This is a genomic window from Streptomyces sp. NPDC055749 (assembly GCF_053617235.1).
This window is the reverse complement of the sequence record NZ_JBSHFH010000017.1, coordinates 14,666-29,176: the sequence shown is the minus strand read 5'-3', so window position 1 is coordinate 29,176 and position 14,511 is coordinate 14,666. Positions and strand designations below refer to the sequence as shown.

Here is a 14,511-nt window from a genome sequence, read left to right as displayed (position 1 = left end):
TGCCAGCACGCTAGACCGAACGTGTCCAGGGCCGCCGGGTGGTGTGCTTTCGGCATCCGACAATCCAAGAAGGTCTGAGGTCGAATGAGGGAGACGTCGCTTCGCTGCAGCGGGTCTACGAACGTGTCAGGAAAATGTGCCACCGATGCAAGCCTTCGACCTGTGTACGTGCCGATCTCTTCCCTAGGAGCACCCATGTCCGGTTACACCCCACCCTCCGACACGAGGAACCCTCTGTTCCTGAACGCAGAGGAGATCGCGGCCTTCGACGAGCAGGGCTACCTCATCCTGAGGGAACGTATCCCACAGGACCTCCGCCAGCGGCTTGCGGACGCCTCGGCCCGCTGGATTGCCAACGGCCGACAACTGGCTGAGGACTCGTCCGCCGACGGGGACTTCGGCTTCGCCGACCGTCCGGGTGGTCGACGACTGTTCCGGGTCAACTACTTGCACGCTAAGGGGGAAGCCGCATCACTCGAACTGCTCGGCTCACCTGAGCTGCTCGCCATCGCGGAAAGCCTCGCCGGGCCGAACTTCGTACCCACGTACGAGTCCCTTGTCTTCAAGGACGAGGGAGATGGGGCGCCCATTCCCTGGCATCAGGACGCCGTGCACCCTCGCAACCACCGCATCTTCAACATCGACGTCTATTTGGATGCGTCCCACGACGGCGCCGGCGCACTCCGCGTAGTGCCCGGTTCCCAGCACAGCACGGTCGACGTATGCGCACTGACTGACACGCATGGCTGGGACGTCCCCGGGGCGGTTGTTGTCGAGATGGAACCGGGCGACGTCCTTATCCATGACGTGATGTTGGTGCACGGTTCTGAACCTGTGGTTGGCAACCGGATGCGACGAACCATCTACTACGAGTTCCGCCCTGCCGAGCAAATCCTCGGTGAAGGTCCATGGGACCGACAGTTCGTTGACGCCCGTCTGCGGCTACTTCCGGTCGCGCTCGACCACTACGGAAGGATGCACCCCGATGACCCGGGCTTTCGGTGGAACATAGATGAGTCACTCCGGCCGATGCCGTCGAACCGTGTAGATACTGAACTCCGCGTGGCACACCGAGTGCACTCCCAAGGCTCGTTCTGCAGCGCGGGTGACGTGCCGGGGCGCCTCGACGGTCTGGTGTGACGCAACTGATGCCACGCCTGCGCAGGCCGCAACGGATCTTCGCCGAAGCGTAGCCGTCGTCCGTGACGACCCGCCCGAACCGGTTCGTGGGGTGCCCGGGTTCGCACGTCGACGCTGATGCGGGCCATGACCTCCTCGAACGTGCGATCGTTGACATTGCCGGGCCCTGCCCGTCACGAGCCAGCTGGATCTTCATGGTCAGCCCCCCGGTACCGGCCGATCCATCTCACCTCACCCTGGCCAGAGCCCCGTTACCGTTTCGTGCCTCGCAATGAGGCCCCCGACTGCACGCTGATAGGCCCGCACGGTCGCGGAGACCACGCACACCGCCGTCCAGCAGGGAGCGGGTCTCGCTCGTGCGCCGGGCCCGTAAGCGCTTCTTCTTATCTCTGGCAGAACCCAAACTGGTCGATTAGGAGCACTGTGAGTGGACTCCAATGGGCACACAACGACATCACCGCCGTTTCCGACGGCAAGTTGGTGACGTTCTCCGCCGACAACCGCGTCATGCTCGTCCTCGGCCTGGACGGGGAAGTGATCACCTCGGCCGACACTGAAGTTGTCTCGGCCCACGGGCTCACCGCCGGCACCGATGACCAGGGCCGGGATGTCGTCTGGGTGGCCGATCCGGCTGCCAGTGCGGTTCCGGACGGAATCGGAGGGTACAAGGCGTTGCGCAGAGGTCCGCACGGCCGTGTCGTGGCGCTACGACTGGACGGCACGACGGAGCGTGAACTTGTCCTTCCACCTCTCCCCATCTACTTCCGTCACCGCTATGAGCCGACAGCCGTGCTGCCGCTGCCGCTAATCGGCGAGATTTGGGTGTCTGACGGATACGGGCAAGGCCTGATCCACCGCTATGCCGCCGACACCACCTACCTCGGTCTCGTTGCCGCGAGCCGGCATGGTGAATTCGCCTGTCCGCACGCCATGGCCCTAGATGACCACGAAGGGGATGCCCGGGTTCTTGTGGCCGACCGGGAGAACAATCGCCTGGTTGCTCTGGATTTGGATGGCGAGCGTATCGGCACTCTAGCCAGTGGCTTGCGCAGACCCAGCAGCCTCGCTATCCACCGCGGCTCCCTTTTGGTGGGCGAGCTGGAAGCATCCTTCGCGCATTTGGACCGGCAGGGAAGGTTGATCCAGCGAGTTGGCCTCGACGATGCGGCGCCTCAACGCCCGGGATGGCCCAACACCCATGACGCGAACGGGGCTGTGGGGGTACCCACACCGTCTTCCGCTCTCTTCAATAGTCCGCATGGCCTCACCGTCGACGCACAAGGCCGCGTGCATGTGGTCGAGTGGCTCTTGGGCGGACGGCACATGCTCATCACTCGCGGCCGTACGGGATACGAGGTCGCTCCAGGGGGATGGTTGAAAGACCTGGCCCAGTGGGCTTCTTCGGAGCGGCCACCGATCGGGTGACGGCCGGATCCCTGAAGGATGATTTCCACAAACGGTTGGCCAACTCAGCCGCCGCAGCACCAGTCATCAAATGGGCGGTTCGTGCTCTGCGATGTGCGGAAAGTCCTTACGTGGGGCTGGCCCCAACGCCCTCTCATCCAGGGAAGCTTCGTGAATTCTCCTGCTTGTGAGGTCTGTCAAACCAGCGGCTCTGTCTCACATTCGGTGGCAACTCCGCGTGGTGAAGGGGCGTTGATATCCATGTGGTGGATGTCAACCAGCTTGTGCAGATGGTCTTCTCGGTGTGCGGGGCGTCGTCGGGGCGCGTTCACGGTTATCACTGGCGGACGGTGGCCGACGTACCGGTCGACAGCCGACGAGGGGTGGTCCGCGTACGGGTGCGGCGTCTGGTCTGTCCCACACGCGGCTGTCGTCACACCTTCCGCGAGCAGGTGTCCGGGGTGCTGGAGCATTTTCGGCGACGCACCACTCGCCTGGCCGCGCAGGTCAAGGCGGTGGTCGCGGAGTTAGCGGGCCGGGCAGGGGCGCGCGTTCTGGCGATACTCGCGGTAGGTCTGTCGCGTCACACGACTCTGCGTGCCCTGTTGCGGATCCCGTTGCCCACGGGACGGGTGCCCCGCGTGATTGGCGTCGGCGATTTCGCTCTGCGCCGGCGGCACCGCTATGCCACCGTGGTGATCGACGCCGAGGCCATCCGCGCGCTCTGCCCGACGCAGTGCAGGTCGGTGGCCGCTGGCATTTGTGGCGCAACCTGTGCGAAGCCGCCCTGAGCGAGATCGAGGCGCACAGCACCTGCTGGGCCACCGTACTGGAGGCGTCCCTGTATGACGGGCCCGCGCACGGACCACCCTGGAACGCTGGCACCAGATCCACGACCTCCGCGACCAGGGCGCGGGCCTCCTCGAATGCGGCCGCCGTCTGCTGCTGGCCCTGAATACCGTCAAACGCTACGCCCGAGCCGACCGGCCCGAGCGGATGCTCCGCGCCCCGAAATGCCGTGCCAGCCTCGTCGATCCCTACCGCGAGCACATGCGCAAACGCCGGGTCGACGACCCCGCTGTCCCAGTCCAGCACCTCTTCGAAGAGATCAAGGCCCTTGGTTTCACGGGCTACCTCAACCTCCTGCACAAGTACATCAACCAAGGGCGCCCGGACGCCAATCGCAGCCATATCTCCGCACGCAGACTCGCCCGGATGCTCCTCACCAGGCCCGACAACCTCAAGGCCGAGCACCACGACCTCCTGGTCCGGCTCACCGCCGCCTGCCCCGAATTGACCCAACTGGCAGCCCACATCGGGACCTTCGCCCCACTCCTGAAGCCTCAGCCAGAAAGCGCCGACGCACTCGACCATGGGTCGCCCAGGTCCGTGCGGCCGATCTGCCGTATCTGCACGCACCCGCGGTCTTGAGGGAGACCGCGACGCTGTTATCGCCGCATGCACACTCCCGTACAGCAACGGCCCGACCGAGGGCGTCAACACCAAGGCCAAGCGGACGCAGAGTCACCACCGAATGTGAAACAGGGCCGTTCCTTTTGCAGACCCTCCGCCTCGTCCTGCCCATAGGAACGGTATGACAGCCCTGCCTCAGGGCATGATCTGCATGTAGAAGTGCATGGTCGGCGGCACTCATTGCGACCGGACAGGATTTCGCCCTCGCTGGTGCGTTCCACAGCCGAGGGACGAAACCTAGTCCACCGAGTGCCTGACATTCTCTTGCCTGTAGGCACCTGTAGCGGCGGCGCTGTCGCCCTGGGGATCCGCCGACCGGGACGCGGCTGATCTCTGCCACGATGCCGGGCCATTCGTACCTGCAAGACCATCCACTCCCGAACGAAGAGGCCTCTCACGCTCGCAAGGTTCTGGCTCCCGGAGCCCGTTTCGATCAGTCAGTAGGTCGGCCCGGTTTCCTCGGGCGCGCCCGGTGCTCAGTCACTGCAGCAGACAGACGTGCAGACCACCGGGCCGAGTTCGCGCACGTCAGCGATCATGCGCTCGATGACCCGGTCGGGCAGGGAGAGGGCGTCTGCGTAGCGGGTGACGCTCATGCCGGCCTCAACGACGATCCCGCTCCCGCACACTGCCCCGAGGTCGGGTCGATACGTGCGGCGGTTGCCGCCGCCTTGGACCTGGTGATCCGATATCGCTGCTGCCTTCCTTCCCGCGCGCGTCGGCGGGCGGCTCGGGAACTCGGAGTGCTGATGTGTGAGGGCAGTGTCGGCCATGGGGTGTTTCTGTACCGGGATACCACGGTGCCTTGAAAGTGTTGCTGGGCCCAGGATCGCAGCGGGTCCGGGGCCTAGGTCAGTCAACGGGCTTGTCGTCGGGTTGCCGAGGCGGCAGTGAGAGAAAGGCCAGCTGGGCCGATTCCCATCTTGGATGCTCGTGGTCGCTGCAGCCGACCGCCGTTCATTCCTCTGCTTGACAGCAGGGTTTCTCCAACTCAATATGTGAGTGAGCGCTCACACGCTTTGGAGGAATGATGAATGTGATCAAGACGGCTGGGCTCACCCGCCGCTTCGGTGAGGTCACCGCCCTGGAGGACCTGACGCTCGAGCTTCCGCGGGCGGGGGTGATCGGCCTGGTGGGACCGAACGGGTCGGGCAAGTCGACCCTCATCCGCATGCTTCTCGGCCTGATCGCGCCCACATCGGGAACGGCCGAGGTGCTGGACGAGCCGATCAGCGAGCCAGGCCGATACCTGAACCGGGTCGGGGCCCTGGTGGAGAACCCGGCGTTCGTGGCCGGCCTGTCGGCGAGGTTGAACCTCATGTCGCTCGCCAGGCTGCGGGGCCTGCCTTCGTCCCGGGTGGACGAGGTGCTCCGGATCGTCGGACTGACCGGTCGGGATGTCGAGCCCGTCAAGCGTTTCTCGTTGGGCATGAAGCAGCGACTGGGTATCGCCGCGGCCCTGCTGCCCGATCCGGAACTGCTGATCCTGGACGAGCCCACCAACGGGCTCGACCCGTCGGGCATCGTCGAGATCCGGGGGCTGCTGGCAGACCTGGCCCGGGCGGGCCGGACCGTTATCGTCTCCTCGCATCTCCTGGCCGAGATCGAGACCCTCTGTGACTTCCTGGTCGTCATCCGCTTCGGTCACCTGGTCTACTCGGGCCCCGTCACCGATCTGCTCGCCCGCACAGGGCAGCGGATCGAGATCGCGGCGGAACGCGAACAGGACACCGACTCACTGCTCGCACTGCTGTCGGCCGACGGCTGGCAGGTCGAGCCCGCACCCGAGGGCCGGCTCAGTGTCGCTGCAGACGAACGCCAGGGCGCCGAGCTCAACCGCAGCGCGGCCCGCGGCGGCATCACCCTCAAGTCGATGACCGCGGTACGCGGCAGCCTGGAGGAGATCTTCCTGGAGATGACCGGCATCAGCGACCAGGACCTCACGGCAGCCCGCGCTGCGGCTGCGGAACGGAAGGCATCATGATCAACGCAGTGCGCAGCGAACTCCTGCGGACCCGCCGCAAAGGCGTCATCCTGGGATGGTTCGGCCTGACGATCCTCTTCACCGCCATGATCAACATGGTGATGGCGCAGGTCGTCGGCTCCTCCCAGGCGCAACCCGAAGGCGGCCCCGGGGTCTCCTTCCCGACGCTCGACCAGTGGCAAGCCGCCGACGGCATCACGGCGGGCCTTTCCTCGGCCGCCAGCATGTATGGGGTCGTCGCCCTGTCGTTCTGGGCGATCGTGACGGCCGGCGACTACAGCAGCGGCCTGATCCGGCTCACCGCCTCCGCCCAGCCCGACCGCTTCCGGCTGCTGCTCGGCAAGGTCGGCGCGCTGTCCCTGTGGACGGCAGCCGCTACGACGGTTGCGCTGATCGCCAATTTGCTCATCGCCCCCCTGGCGGCGCAGAGTGCGGACCTGGATGTCTCCGCCTGGGGGCAGGACGTTCTGCCGACCCTGGCCAGTGCGTGGTTCAACCTGTTCTGCACCCTGCTCGTCTGGGGTGTCATCGGACTGGTGCTGGCCGTGGTCACCCGCTCTGCGGCCATCTCCATCTCTGTCGGCGTGGGCTACGTCCTGGTTGTCGAAGCGGTCATCACCGCCGCCCTCGACTCCGTCGCCGACTGGACCCCCGGCGCCACCCTCAGCGCACTCGCCCAGGGCGGCACCAGCAGCATCCCCTACGGCACCGCCCTGACCCTTGGAGCCCTCTACACCCTTCTAGGCTTGGGCATCGCGCTCGCCGTCTTCAGACGCCGAGATATCACCGACTGATCCCAGCCCGCCACCACATCGAAGGGGAAGTGCCATGACCCCACGCGGCACCGCCACACGGACCAAACTCGTCGACACCACCATCCGGCTCGTCAGCGAACTCGGCTACGCCAAGACCACCACCCGCGCCATCGCACAGGCAGCAGGCGTAGCCGAAGGCACCCTCTACCGGCACTTCCCCGACAAGGCCACCCTCTTCGCCGAAGCAGTCCTGCAGCAAAACCGGCACGTCGTCGACTGGATCGACACCCTGCCCGCCCGCGCCGGCACCGCCACCGTCAAGGCCAACCTCACCGACTGCCTCACCCACCTCGCAGTCCTGCGCGCCGACATCCTCCCCCTCGAACTGGCCATCCTCACCGACCCCGAACTCGCCCGCATCGCACCGCCCCCCGGCGCCCTGCCGGGCCCCCCGGGACGGCTCGCCGAGTACCTGCGTGCCGAACAGAGACTCGGCCGCCTGCGGGCCGACGCCGACCCCGACCACGGCGCCGTCGTCCTGCTCGCGCTGCTGTTCGGCATGGCCATGAACCCGCCCATGCCACCCGACCACGAGACCCTCCAAGCACTACCCGGGATCGCCGACGCCGTCGACATCATCCTCAACGGCCTCGCATCCCACCCGCAGTGAAGACGATGACATTCGCCCACGGCCACTCTCAGAGGGCATTTAAACTAGGCGTATTCCCCTGTATACCCTGGTGGGTTCCTCGCCAGGGCGGTGTGTACTCGTCCGTTCTGCGCTTGGCGAGGTTGTCGATCGAGGCGATGTGGATCATCGCCTTAGAGCTGGCTCTGAGCGTCTCGTAGTCGTGGGCGAGGCGGCGGCGCATCATGATCCAGCCGAGTTACATGAGCAAGGGCGGCTTCAGCAGCGTGGAGGTGAACCCATCCGTGCTCGCGGCGCGGGGGCCAACAATCGGCTGCCCACCGCCGACGGAGTCCTGGCGGCCGTGCTCTTCCTGCGCACAATCGGTAGCCGAGACCTGCTTGCGCAGCTCTTCGGAGTCAACGGCAGCACAATCACCTGAACCGTTCAGTTACCGCAGCCGCTCCTGGCCAAGCGCGCCTGCGCCGTTCGACCCTCAACAGCCAGTCCGCACACCCGCCGGCGTCACCGCGTTCCTCATGAAAAGCAACCCCTCAGAGATCAAGTCAGCATGTTGATTCTCTGCGATCCATTAGGCGAGCCGGGCGATATCCCGCGCGTCGCAGTGGAGGGTCGCGTGGGGCATGAACTGCCTGGTGTGGAGGGTACGTACAGCGAGGGGACGCTCGCAATCGAGGAGCGGATAGTTGGGTATCTCCAGGAGGTGTGGGAGCAGGAAGTGGTGGGAGCCGGGCTGTGGACACCGCCCTTTTCCATCCGTCTCCCAGACGATCCCGCGAAATCCACTCCGCCGCTGTCCAGCGGCCTTTCCACCCTGGAGTACCAGTGATTGTTGTTTGGATCAACGGTTGCGCCTGCATAAGGCCAGGTCGGCGTCCTGCCTGCTTATATTCGCTCCGAAACACGGCCGTACTCAGCTGTAGCCTCGATCTTTCGTGACGGTCCGTCGGTTTCTTCGGCGGGCCGTTTCGGCTGTGCGGGCTGGTGGTGGCCATGCTGATGGCCCGTCTGTGGCGTCGGGTGGGCGCCGGGTTCCACGGCTCCGGTGGGATAGCGTTGCTCGCAGGGGAGGGAACGCGCTGGTCAGCCGGGGCTCGGGAGAGCTTCGAGCCGTGCGAGGGCGTCGAAAATCACGTCGGTCCTGGGCCAGTGGCCAGCGAATCTCAGATGTCTGCGGCGGGCGGTCGAGACGATCTGGGCTGCGGTGGAGAACAGGCGGAGTCGCAGGCGACGGGGCTCCCACCTGCGGGTTTTGCCGGTCAATGCGAGCATCGGCATCCAGGCCAGCAGGTCGAGGGCGATCGAGACGATCGCCAGCCAGATCCGGTTCTGAGCGGCATCGTGCAGGGGCAGGTTGCCAGGCCGGTGGCGCGGGCGGCGTTGATGCGGTCCTCGGCCCGCGCGCGCTTGCGGTGCCGCAGTTCGAGTGATTCGAGTGAAGCGATCGGGACACCGGAGGTGTTGGTGGCGAACGCGGTGAGCCGTAGTCCGTCGGCGTCGGTGAAACGCAACTGGGCTCCGGGGTGGGGCCGTTCCTTGCGGACGATCAGTCGCATCCCCTTGGGCCAGCCCTTGAGGACATCGCCGTCGAGTTCTGCGACCCGGGCGCCCTCACGGATCTCGCCGCCCGGTTCGATGGCCGCGGCCCAGGCCGTGGCGGGGACCTTGCCGACGGCCTGGTGAATCTGCTCGGTGATGGTCGTACCGACCGAGTAGGACAGCCACCGGCCCCGCCTGGTGAGCCAGGCCACGAACTCGTGCGTGCCGCCTGCGGAATCGGTACGGATGAGCGTGCTCCGCCCGCGCCGGTGGCGTTGCGGCCTTTGGGCCAGGGCCAGTTGGGTGGTGGTGATGTGGTCGGCGGCGGTGTTCCTGCCCGCGTTCCCGGGCCGCAGCACTGCCGCCACCGGCACCCCGGTCCCGCCCATTCCGTCGTCGACGAAACCCATGAGCGGGTGGTGTCCATGGGTCTTCTTCCAGGTCGCGGCCGCGTCCTGCCAGTCGGAGTGGGCCAGCACCAGCACTCCGTCCAGGTCCACGATCACCTGCCCGGCCGCGTCCGGCGCCGATGGACCGGCCAACTTCCATACACGCTCGCGCACTTCGGCCCGGGCCGAGCGGATCGCGGCCAGGGCCTTGGGTCCGGCCGAGGCGAGGGAGTCGATGAGGCGGGAGGCCGTCGAATCCGAGGCCACCGGCCCGAACACGGCCGGCTCGGCCCGCAGCATCCCGACATCCGCGAGGCAGTCCCCGCCGAATGCGACCGCCAGGGCCACGTCCAGCAGGCTCTTGCCCGGATCGTGCACCGCCCGAGGGCGTGGCCACGGCGCCAGCGCCTCCGATATCGCCCGGTCAAGCCCGGTCTTGCGGAGGGTCTCGACCAACAGCACACCCCCGCCTGGGACACCACCGCCCGACCGGGGCGGGGACAGGGACCTGGACAATCCTCATTCTTGCTGGTCAGAGGCTCTTTCTGTATTCCTGACCACCCGTCGGACAACCCGCTTCATGAAAGGCGAGGCTCGGCGTCACGGGTTCCAGCCGCAGCCGCCCGGTCGGCCAGGGTGGTAGCTCGGCCGGGCCGAACCAGACCCGGGCGTCCTCCCCGGTGCGGACGGGCAGACGGGGAAAATCGTTCTCGGCGTGCTCGGTGCGGTGCAGCGCATGGCCCGGACCCAGGTGCCGGGCGGCGTACGCATCGAAGGCGGCCGCGTCGGCGGGGTGGCAGACGGTCGCGAACACTTCACCGGCGCCGGGCGGAGGCGTGAAGCCCGGGCCGCGCAGCAGTAGGACGTTGTCGCTGTCGACCATGGTGGCGTTGGCCGCATCGCGGTGCTCCCGCCAGACCGGGCCGGTGTAGAACGCCTCCAGCGCGCGCCGGCGGTGCGCCATGTCGGGGAACGCGCGCAGCCAGACGAAGCGGTCCGGGTCGTCCAGGTCGCGGAAACGGCCTGCGACGGTGATGCCAACCGCCTGCTGACCGATCACGAACTCGCGTTCGAACAGCTCGATCAGCGTCTCCCGGGCTCCAGAATGCAGGGTGTACTGCCGGAGTTCGACGATGCTCATCCGCTGACCTGCCCCGTGCGGGTGAGATCCATGATCCAGTTGAGCTCCCAGGAGCGGCCGTCGTCGGCGGAAAACTCTTGCTCCCAGCGGGCAGTGTCCGGGCCGAGGCGGTACCAGGCGAAGTGCACTCGGATCGGCCGGCCGTTGTAGGTGTCCTCTCCGTGGAAATCACCGCGGTCACTGGTGAAGGCGCCGACCACCGGCGGATCCAGACGGCCCGTCCGGCTGTCGGACCAGTGGAGAGACCAGCGCTCCGTCTCCCGGTCGAACAGCCGCAGGGTCACGCCCTGACGGCCGAGGGTGGGAAAGGTGATCTCGTCAATGTTGCCGGCACCCCCGAATAGCGGCCGGACCACCGCGTGACCGGGGAAGTCCACCCAGGTGCCGGGGCCCGAGCCGAGTGGTGTGGTGAGACGGCGGTTGGCCACGTCCCAGGAGCCGTGCAGGAAGTCGAAGTCGTCCATGCGCCGCAGGTTAGGGCCGATCCACTGACATCTACTGTCAGTGGATACTGAGCGGCATGCGTGCGAGTCGGCTGATCACCCTGCTTCTGCTGCTCCAGAATCGGGGCCGGATGACGGCCCGGCAGCTGGCCGAGGAATTGGAGGTCTCCGTACGGACCGTCTACCGAGACGTCGAGGCACTCGGCGCCGCCGGTATCCCGCTGTACGGTGACGCCGGACACGCGGGCGGCTACCAGCTGGTCGACGGCTACCGGACCCGGCTCACCGGACTGACCGCGGACGAGGCGCAGGCCGCGTTCCTCGCCGCACTCCCCGGCGCCGCTGCCGAACTCGGCCTCGGCGAGGCGCTCGCCACCGCCCAGCTCAAGCTGCGGGCCGCCCTTCCGGCGGAGCTGCGCGAGCACGCCGAGCGGATCCAGGAGCGCTTCCTGCTCGACGCCCCCGGCTGGTACGGCGACGCCGACCGTACGCCTCACCTGACCGCGGCCGCCGCCGCGGTGTGGGCACGACGGGCGGTGGTACTGCAGTACCGGCGCTGGCGGGCGCCGGAGGAGATCGAGCGGCGGGTGGAGCCGTACGGGCTCGTACTCAAGGCCGGCCGCTGGTACCTGGTCGCGGGCGGGCCGTCCGGGATCCGCACCTACCGGATCGACCAGATCCTCGGACTCCGGCCGCTGGAGGAGCAGTTCGTCATTCCGGACGGATTCGACCTGGCCGGGCACTGGGACAGCCATCTGGCCGACTTCCGAGCTCGGCTGCACACCGGGGAGGCCCTGGTACGGCTCACCCCGGAGGGCGCTCGCCGCCTGGGCGTCACACCCAGCGGTGACGGATGGACGGACGCCCGGGTGCCAATCGAGTCGATCGAGCACGCCCACGGAGAGTTCCTGCGGCTGGGCACCGACGTCGAGGTCATGGCACCGGCTGAACTCCGCGACCGCGTCGCCGAGACGGTACGGACCGTGGCCACCCGCTACGAAGGGTGGCCCTCGGCAGAGGGTTCTCCCGACCGGGGCACCGACCCCCCGCACCCTTCCCCCTGCACCCGCACCCGCGTATAGGACCTCGTACGCATGTTCACCTGGGGAGTGCAGCCTTCTTGACGGCGACAAGACTCTCGACCCGTCCCATCGACCCAGGTCAGCGGCACTCCTCACTTCATTGATCGCACGTTGGACGACCACGCTCGTGAAAGCGCGAGGTTAGCTAAGGTAGTCAGCCTTGATTGGGAAGATCGTTCTCCCATCCGTCTCCCATGGGAGACGGATGGGAGACGGATGCGATGGAGTTCCAGATCCGGGAGCGTGCGGTTACCAGCGGCGCCGTGAGCTATCGCCGTCGAGGGGAGTTGCGCCCGCCGGGCTACATCCAGGGGGCCGCCGCCATCCGGCTCCCTGACCGTCGGCCGGATACCTTGCCCGCCGGGCCGCACGCCCGGCGGGCAAGCAAGGAGAAATCCCATACGTGGCCGGGTCCGGGCCCGTGGTCCGTCGGCGGCGGTCGACCTTCTGCCGACAGGCGGCGTCGCAGTACGCATAATTCGCACGCCCAGCAGAAACGGGCGTGCCGCAGGGGCGGCCCGATCCCCAGCATCCGCTACGCGTGCGGGATGTTTCGGCATGCCCGGGAGCAGGTCGCCCCCCTCATCAGGACTTCCGTCCTGAGGACGACGGCCAGGCCGCACCCGGCGGCATACGCCTGGGGCGGGAGAGCAGCGGGGCCTGCAGGCGCTGGTCGCCATGCAGGCGGGCCGCGACGCGGATACCCGATCCTCGCCGACCACCTACGTGACCAGCTGTACGTTCTGGTGCCGCCCGCCACCAGGCTGTCAGTTGGTTGCGGGCTCCACGTCGGCGCGAGCCGCATCGACCTCGTTCCGCATCTGCCGCTCGATCACCTCGACGGGCTCAGCGAGCCATTCGGTAACCTCGTCAACGTCGGCTTTCCCCTCAAGCCACTGGACCTTGTCTGCGACCTTCCTGGCGCCGGCCTTGGCCTTGCCGGCTGCCTTCTTGGCACCCCTGGCGACCTTCTTGCTGCCCTTCTTTGCGCCCGCCTTTATGGCGTCGCCCTTCTTGGCTCACTTCGCGGCCGTCACGACGTTGCCCGCGAACGGGACTGCCGCGCCCGTTGACAGCATGCCGTCGGCGAAGTTGCCTTCGGCCATGTACCAGACGCCGTTGGCGACATCGGCGACCTCGCCGATCACCGGGACCATGCCCGCAACGTCGAGGGCCCGCGTGGCCCACGTCGGAGAGGGAGATGTCGATGCCGAAGAGGTGGCCGTCGAGCTCCACGAAGGAGATCGGGTTGCCGCCCGCGAACGCGTACCGGTTTCCCGTGTACGGGTCGGTCGCCAGCGACATGTCGGCCCACGGCCGTGGAACGGGACAACATCACCTGGCCACTCAGCGGTTGAGTTGGCTGATCTGACCCTTCAGAAGTCCATGACAGTTCTGCTGTCAGCAGACCGGCTGGATGTCAGACGGCGGCCTGCGAGGATGGCCGCATGGGGAAGAACATGGCGGTGCATCGCCTCGATCTCGGGTACTTCGTCCGGCCTGCCTCAGAAACAGGCGGCCCGCAACCACGAGTCGAACCCGTCCTTGCCTATCTGGTGCAACACGACAATGGGCTGATCCTCTTCGATACCGGCATCGGGGACGCAGACCCGGAAACCGAAGCGCACTATCGACCCCGCCGGCGTGGGCTACGGGCAGCCCTCTCAGCGTTCGGCGTCACCGTTGACGAGATTTCCATGGTCGTGAACTGCCACCTGCACTTCGACCACATCGGCGGAAACTCCCTTCTGAGCGGCAAGCCGATCCTGGTTCAGGACGTCGAACTGGCCATTGCACGTCGGGGCAACTACACAGTCGATGAGCTGATCGACTTCCCCGGCGCAACCTACGAGGAAGTCGCCGGCGAAACCGAAGTCTGGCCCGGAGTCTGGCTCATTCCGACGCCTGGGCACACTCAAGGCCACCAGTCGCTGGTCCTCCGGCAAGGCGACGGCACAGTAGTCCTCGCTGGCCAGGCACACGACTTCGCTTCCCACTTCGCGTCCGAGCAACTCGCCCGCCGCGCGGCGCTTCACGGCGTGGAGCAGCCGCTTCCTCCCTATCAGCACTGGCTGGATCGGCTCGCCGATTTCGACCCACGACGTGTGCTCTTCGCCCACGACTGCTCTGTCTGGGAACCGCCGCAGACCGAGGGCCCCTGAAACCCGTCTCTCTGGCACATGCCACACGCCGAACTGCCCACATATAGGCGGGACAGCCCCGGCCAACGCGTCCCAGACAAGACGAGGCACCGCAGGTCACGACCTCGCGCTACCCACACTTAACTGAAACAGGACAGCTATCCGTCGCGGCCAGACGTACTCGACTGTCTTGACCAGCGTCGAAGACCATTGCGGGGTCGATCTACTCCCGACGCGTGAAGCCGGGCTGGCCGCCTGGCAGACCGCCCACACTGCGGTAGGGATTTGGCAACCGTTGGTGAAACCGAACGGCATGATGCGGCTGAATGCCTCCTCACACACAGAGGTCGAGACCTTCTCGACCGAATGAT

At 66.9% G+C, this 14,511-nt stretch carries 12 protein-coding genes and 4 pseudogenes; 10 read left to right on the top strand and 6 right to left on the bottom strand.

The window, feature by feature from the left end:
• Positions 1 to 195: 195 nt before the first annotated feature.
• The 3 genes and pseudogenes from ACWGO0_RS15375 to ACWGO0_RS15365 all read left to right on the top strand — a co-directional run.
• Positions 196 to 1,140: a phytanoyl-CoA dioxygenase family protein gene (locus ACWGO0_RS15375; protein WP_453533822.1), complete on the top strand. Its 945-nt coding sequence runs from the start codon at positions 196 to 198 to the stop codon at positions 1,138 to 1,140.
• Positions 1,141 to 1,563: 423 nt separating this feature from the next.
• On the top strand, positions 1,564 to 2,565 hold the full coding sequence (locus ACWGO0_RS15370; RefSeq protein ID WP_453533819.1) for a hypothetical protein: 1,002 nt from the start codon (positions 1,564 to 1,566) through the stop codon (positions 2,563 to 2,565).
• 272 nt (positions 2,566 to 2,837) lie between these two features.
• Positions 2,838 to 4,084 (top strand): annotated as a pseudogene (locus tag ACWGO0_RS15365) (transposase); the annotation flags it as partial.
• Positions 4,085 to 4,493: 409 nt separating this feature from the next.
• On the opposite strand, the gene ACWGO0_RS15360 reads toward ACWGO0_RS15365, so the two are convergent.
• Complete coding sequence (locus ACWGO0_RS15360; RefSeq protein WP_453533816.1) at positions 4,494 to 4,790, bottom strand: hypothetical protein; 297 nt, start codon at positions 4,788 to 4,790, stop codon at positions 4,494 to 4,496.
• Positions 4,791 to 5,053: 263 nt separating this feature from the next.
• On the opposite strand from ACWGO0_RS15360, the gene ACWGO0_RS15355 reads away from it, so the two are divergent.
• Genes ACWGO0_RS15355 through ACWGO0_RS15345 form a run of 3 tightly spaced genes read left to right on the top strand, consistent with a single transcriptional unit; the run spans position 5,054 to position 7,426 of the window.
• Positions 5,054 to 6,001, top strand: a complete 948-nt coding sequence (locus tag ACWGO0_RS15355; protein WP_453533813.1) for an ABC transporter ATP-binding protein — start codon at positions 5,054 to 5,056, stop codon at positions 5,999 to 6,001.
• On the top strand, positions 5,998 to 6,795 hold the full coding sequence (locus ACWGO0_RS15350; RefSeq protein WP_453533811.1) for a hypothetical protein: 798 nt from the start codon (positions 5,998 to 6,000) through the stop codon (positions 6,793 to 6,795). Before ACWGO0_RS15355 ends, ACWGO0_RS15350 begins: the two co-directional genes overlap by 4 nt.
• A gap of 34 nt (positions 6,796 to 6,829) precedes the next feature.
• Positions 6,830 to 7,426 (top strand): TetR/AcrR family transcriptional regulator, encoded by a 597-nt coding sequence (locus ACWGO0_RS15345; protein ID WP_453533808.1) that lies wholly within the window; start codon positions 6,830 to 6,832, stop codon positions 7,424 to 7,426.
• 28 nt (positions 7,427 to 7,454) lie between these two features.
• Here the strand turns inward: ACWGO0_RS15345 and ACWGO0_RS15340 are convergent.
• Positions 7,455 to 7,643, bottom strand: a pseudogene (locus ACWGO0_RS15340) (hypothetical protein); the annotation flags it as partial.
• Here ACWGO0_RS15340 and ACWGO0_RS15335 point away from each other — a divergent pair.
• Positions 7,641 to 7,962, top strand: a pseudogene (locus ACWGO0_RS15335) (ISAzo13 family transposase); the annotation flags it as partial. The pseudogenes ACWGO0_RS15340 and ACWGO0_RS15335 sit on opposite strands and share 3 nt — an antisense overlap.
• Positions 7,963 to 8,488: 526 nt before the next feature.
• Here ACWGO0_RS15335 and ACWGO0_RS15330 read toward each other — a convergent pair.
• From ACWGO0_RS15330 to ACWGO0_RS15320, 3 genes and pseudogenes are all read right to left on the bottom strand, one after another.
• Positions 8,489 to 9,869 (bottom strand): annotated as a pseudogene (locus ACWGO0_RS15330) (IS1380 family transposase).
• Complete coding sequence (locus ACWGO0_RS15325; protein WP_453533805.1) at positions 9,866 to 10,474, bottom strand: NIPSNAP family protein; 609 nt, start codon at positions 10,472 to 10,474, stop codon at positions 9,866 to 9,868. Before ACWGO0_RS15325 ends, ACWGO0_RS15330 begins: the two are co-directional and overlap by 4 nt.
• Entirely contained in the window at positions 10,471 to 10,938 is a 468-nt protein-coding gene (locus ACWGO0_RS15320) for a hypothetical protein (protein ID WP_453533803.1), read from the bottom strand. The genes ACWGO0_RS15325 and ACWGO0_RS15320 overlap by 4 nt, the downstream gene beginning before the upstream one ends.
• A 56-nt stretch (positions 10,939 to 10,994) precedes the next feature.
• Here ACWGO0_RS15320 and ACWGO0_RS15315 point away from each other — a divergent pair, with 56 nt between their 5' ends.
• A complete protein-coding gene (locus ACWGO0_RS15315) occupies positions 10,995 to 11,999 on the top strand; it encodes a helix-turn-helix transcriptional regulator (RefSeq protein WP_453533800.1) in 1,005 nt (334 codons plus the stop codon).
• A gap of 1,019 nt (positions 12,000 to 13,018) precedes the next feature.
• Here ACWGO0_RS15315 and ACWGO0_RS15310 read toward each other — a convergent pair.
• A complete protein-coding gene (locus tag ACWGO0_RS15310; RefSeq protein ID WP_453533797.1) occupies positions 13,019 to 13,156 on the bottom strand; it encodes a hypothetical protein in 138 nt (45 codons plus the stop codon).
• Positions 13,157 to 13,447: 291 nt separating this feature from the next.
• Between ACWGO0_RS15310 and ACWGO0_RS15305 the strand changes: the two genes are divergently transcribed.
• Together ACWGO0_RS15305 and ACWGO0_RS15300 are read left to right on the top strand one after the other, a co-directional pair.
• Complete coding sequence (locus ACWGO0_RS15305; protein ID WP_453533794.1) at positions 13,448 to 14,161, top strand: N-acyl homoserine lactonase family protein; 714 nt, start codon at positions 13,448 to 13,450, stop codon at positions 14,159 to 14,161.
• A 169-nt stretch (positions 14,162 to 14,330) separates the two neighbouring features.
• Positions 14,331 to 14,510, top strand: a complete 180-nt coding sequence (locus ACWGO0_RS15300) for a hypothetical protein (protein ID WP_453533791.1) — start codon at positions 14,331 to 14,333, stop codon at positions 14,508 to 14,510.
• Position 14,511 lies beyond the last annotated feature (1 nt).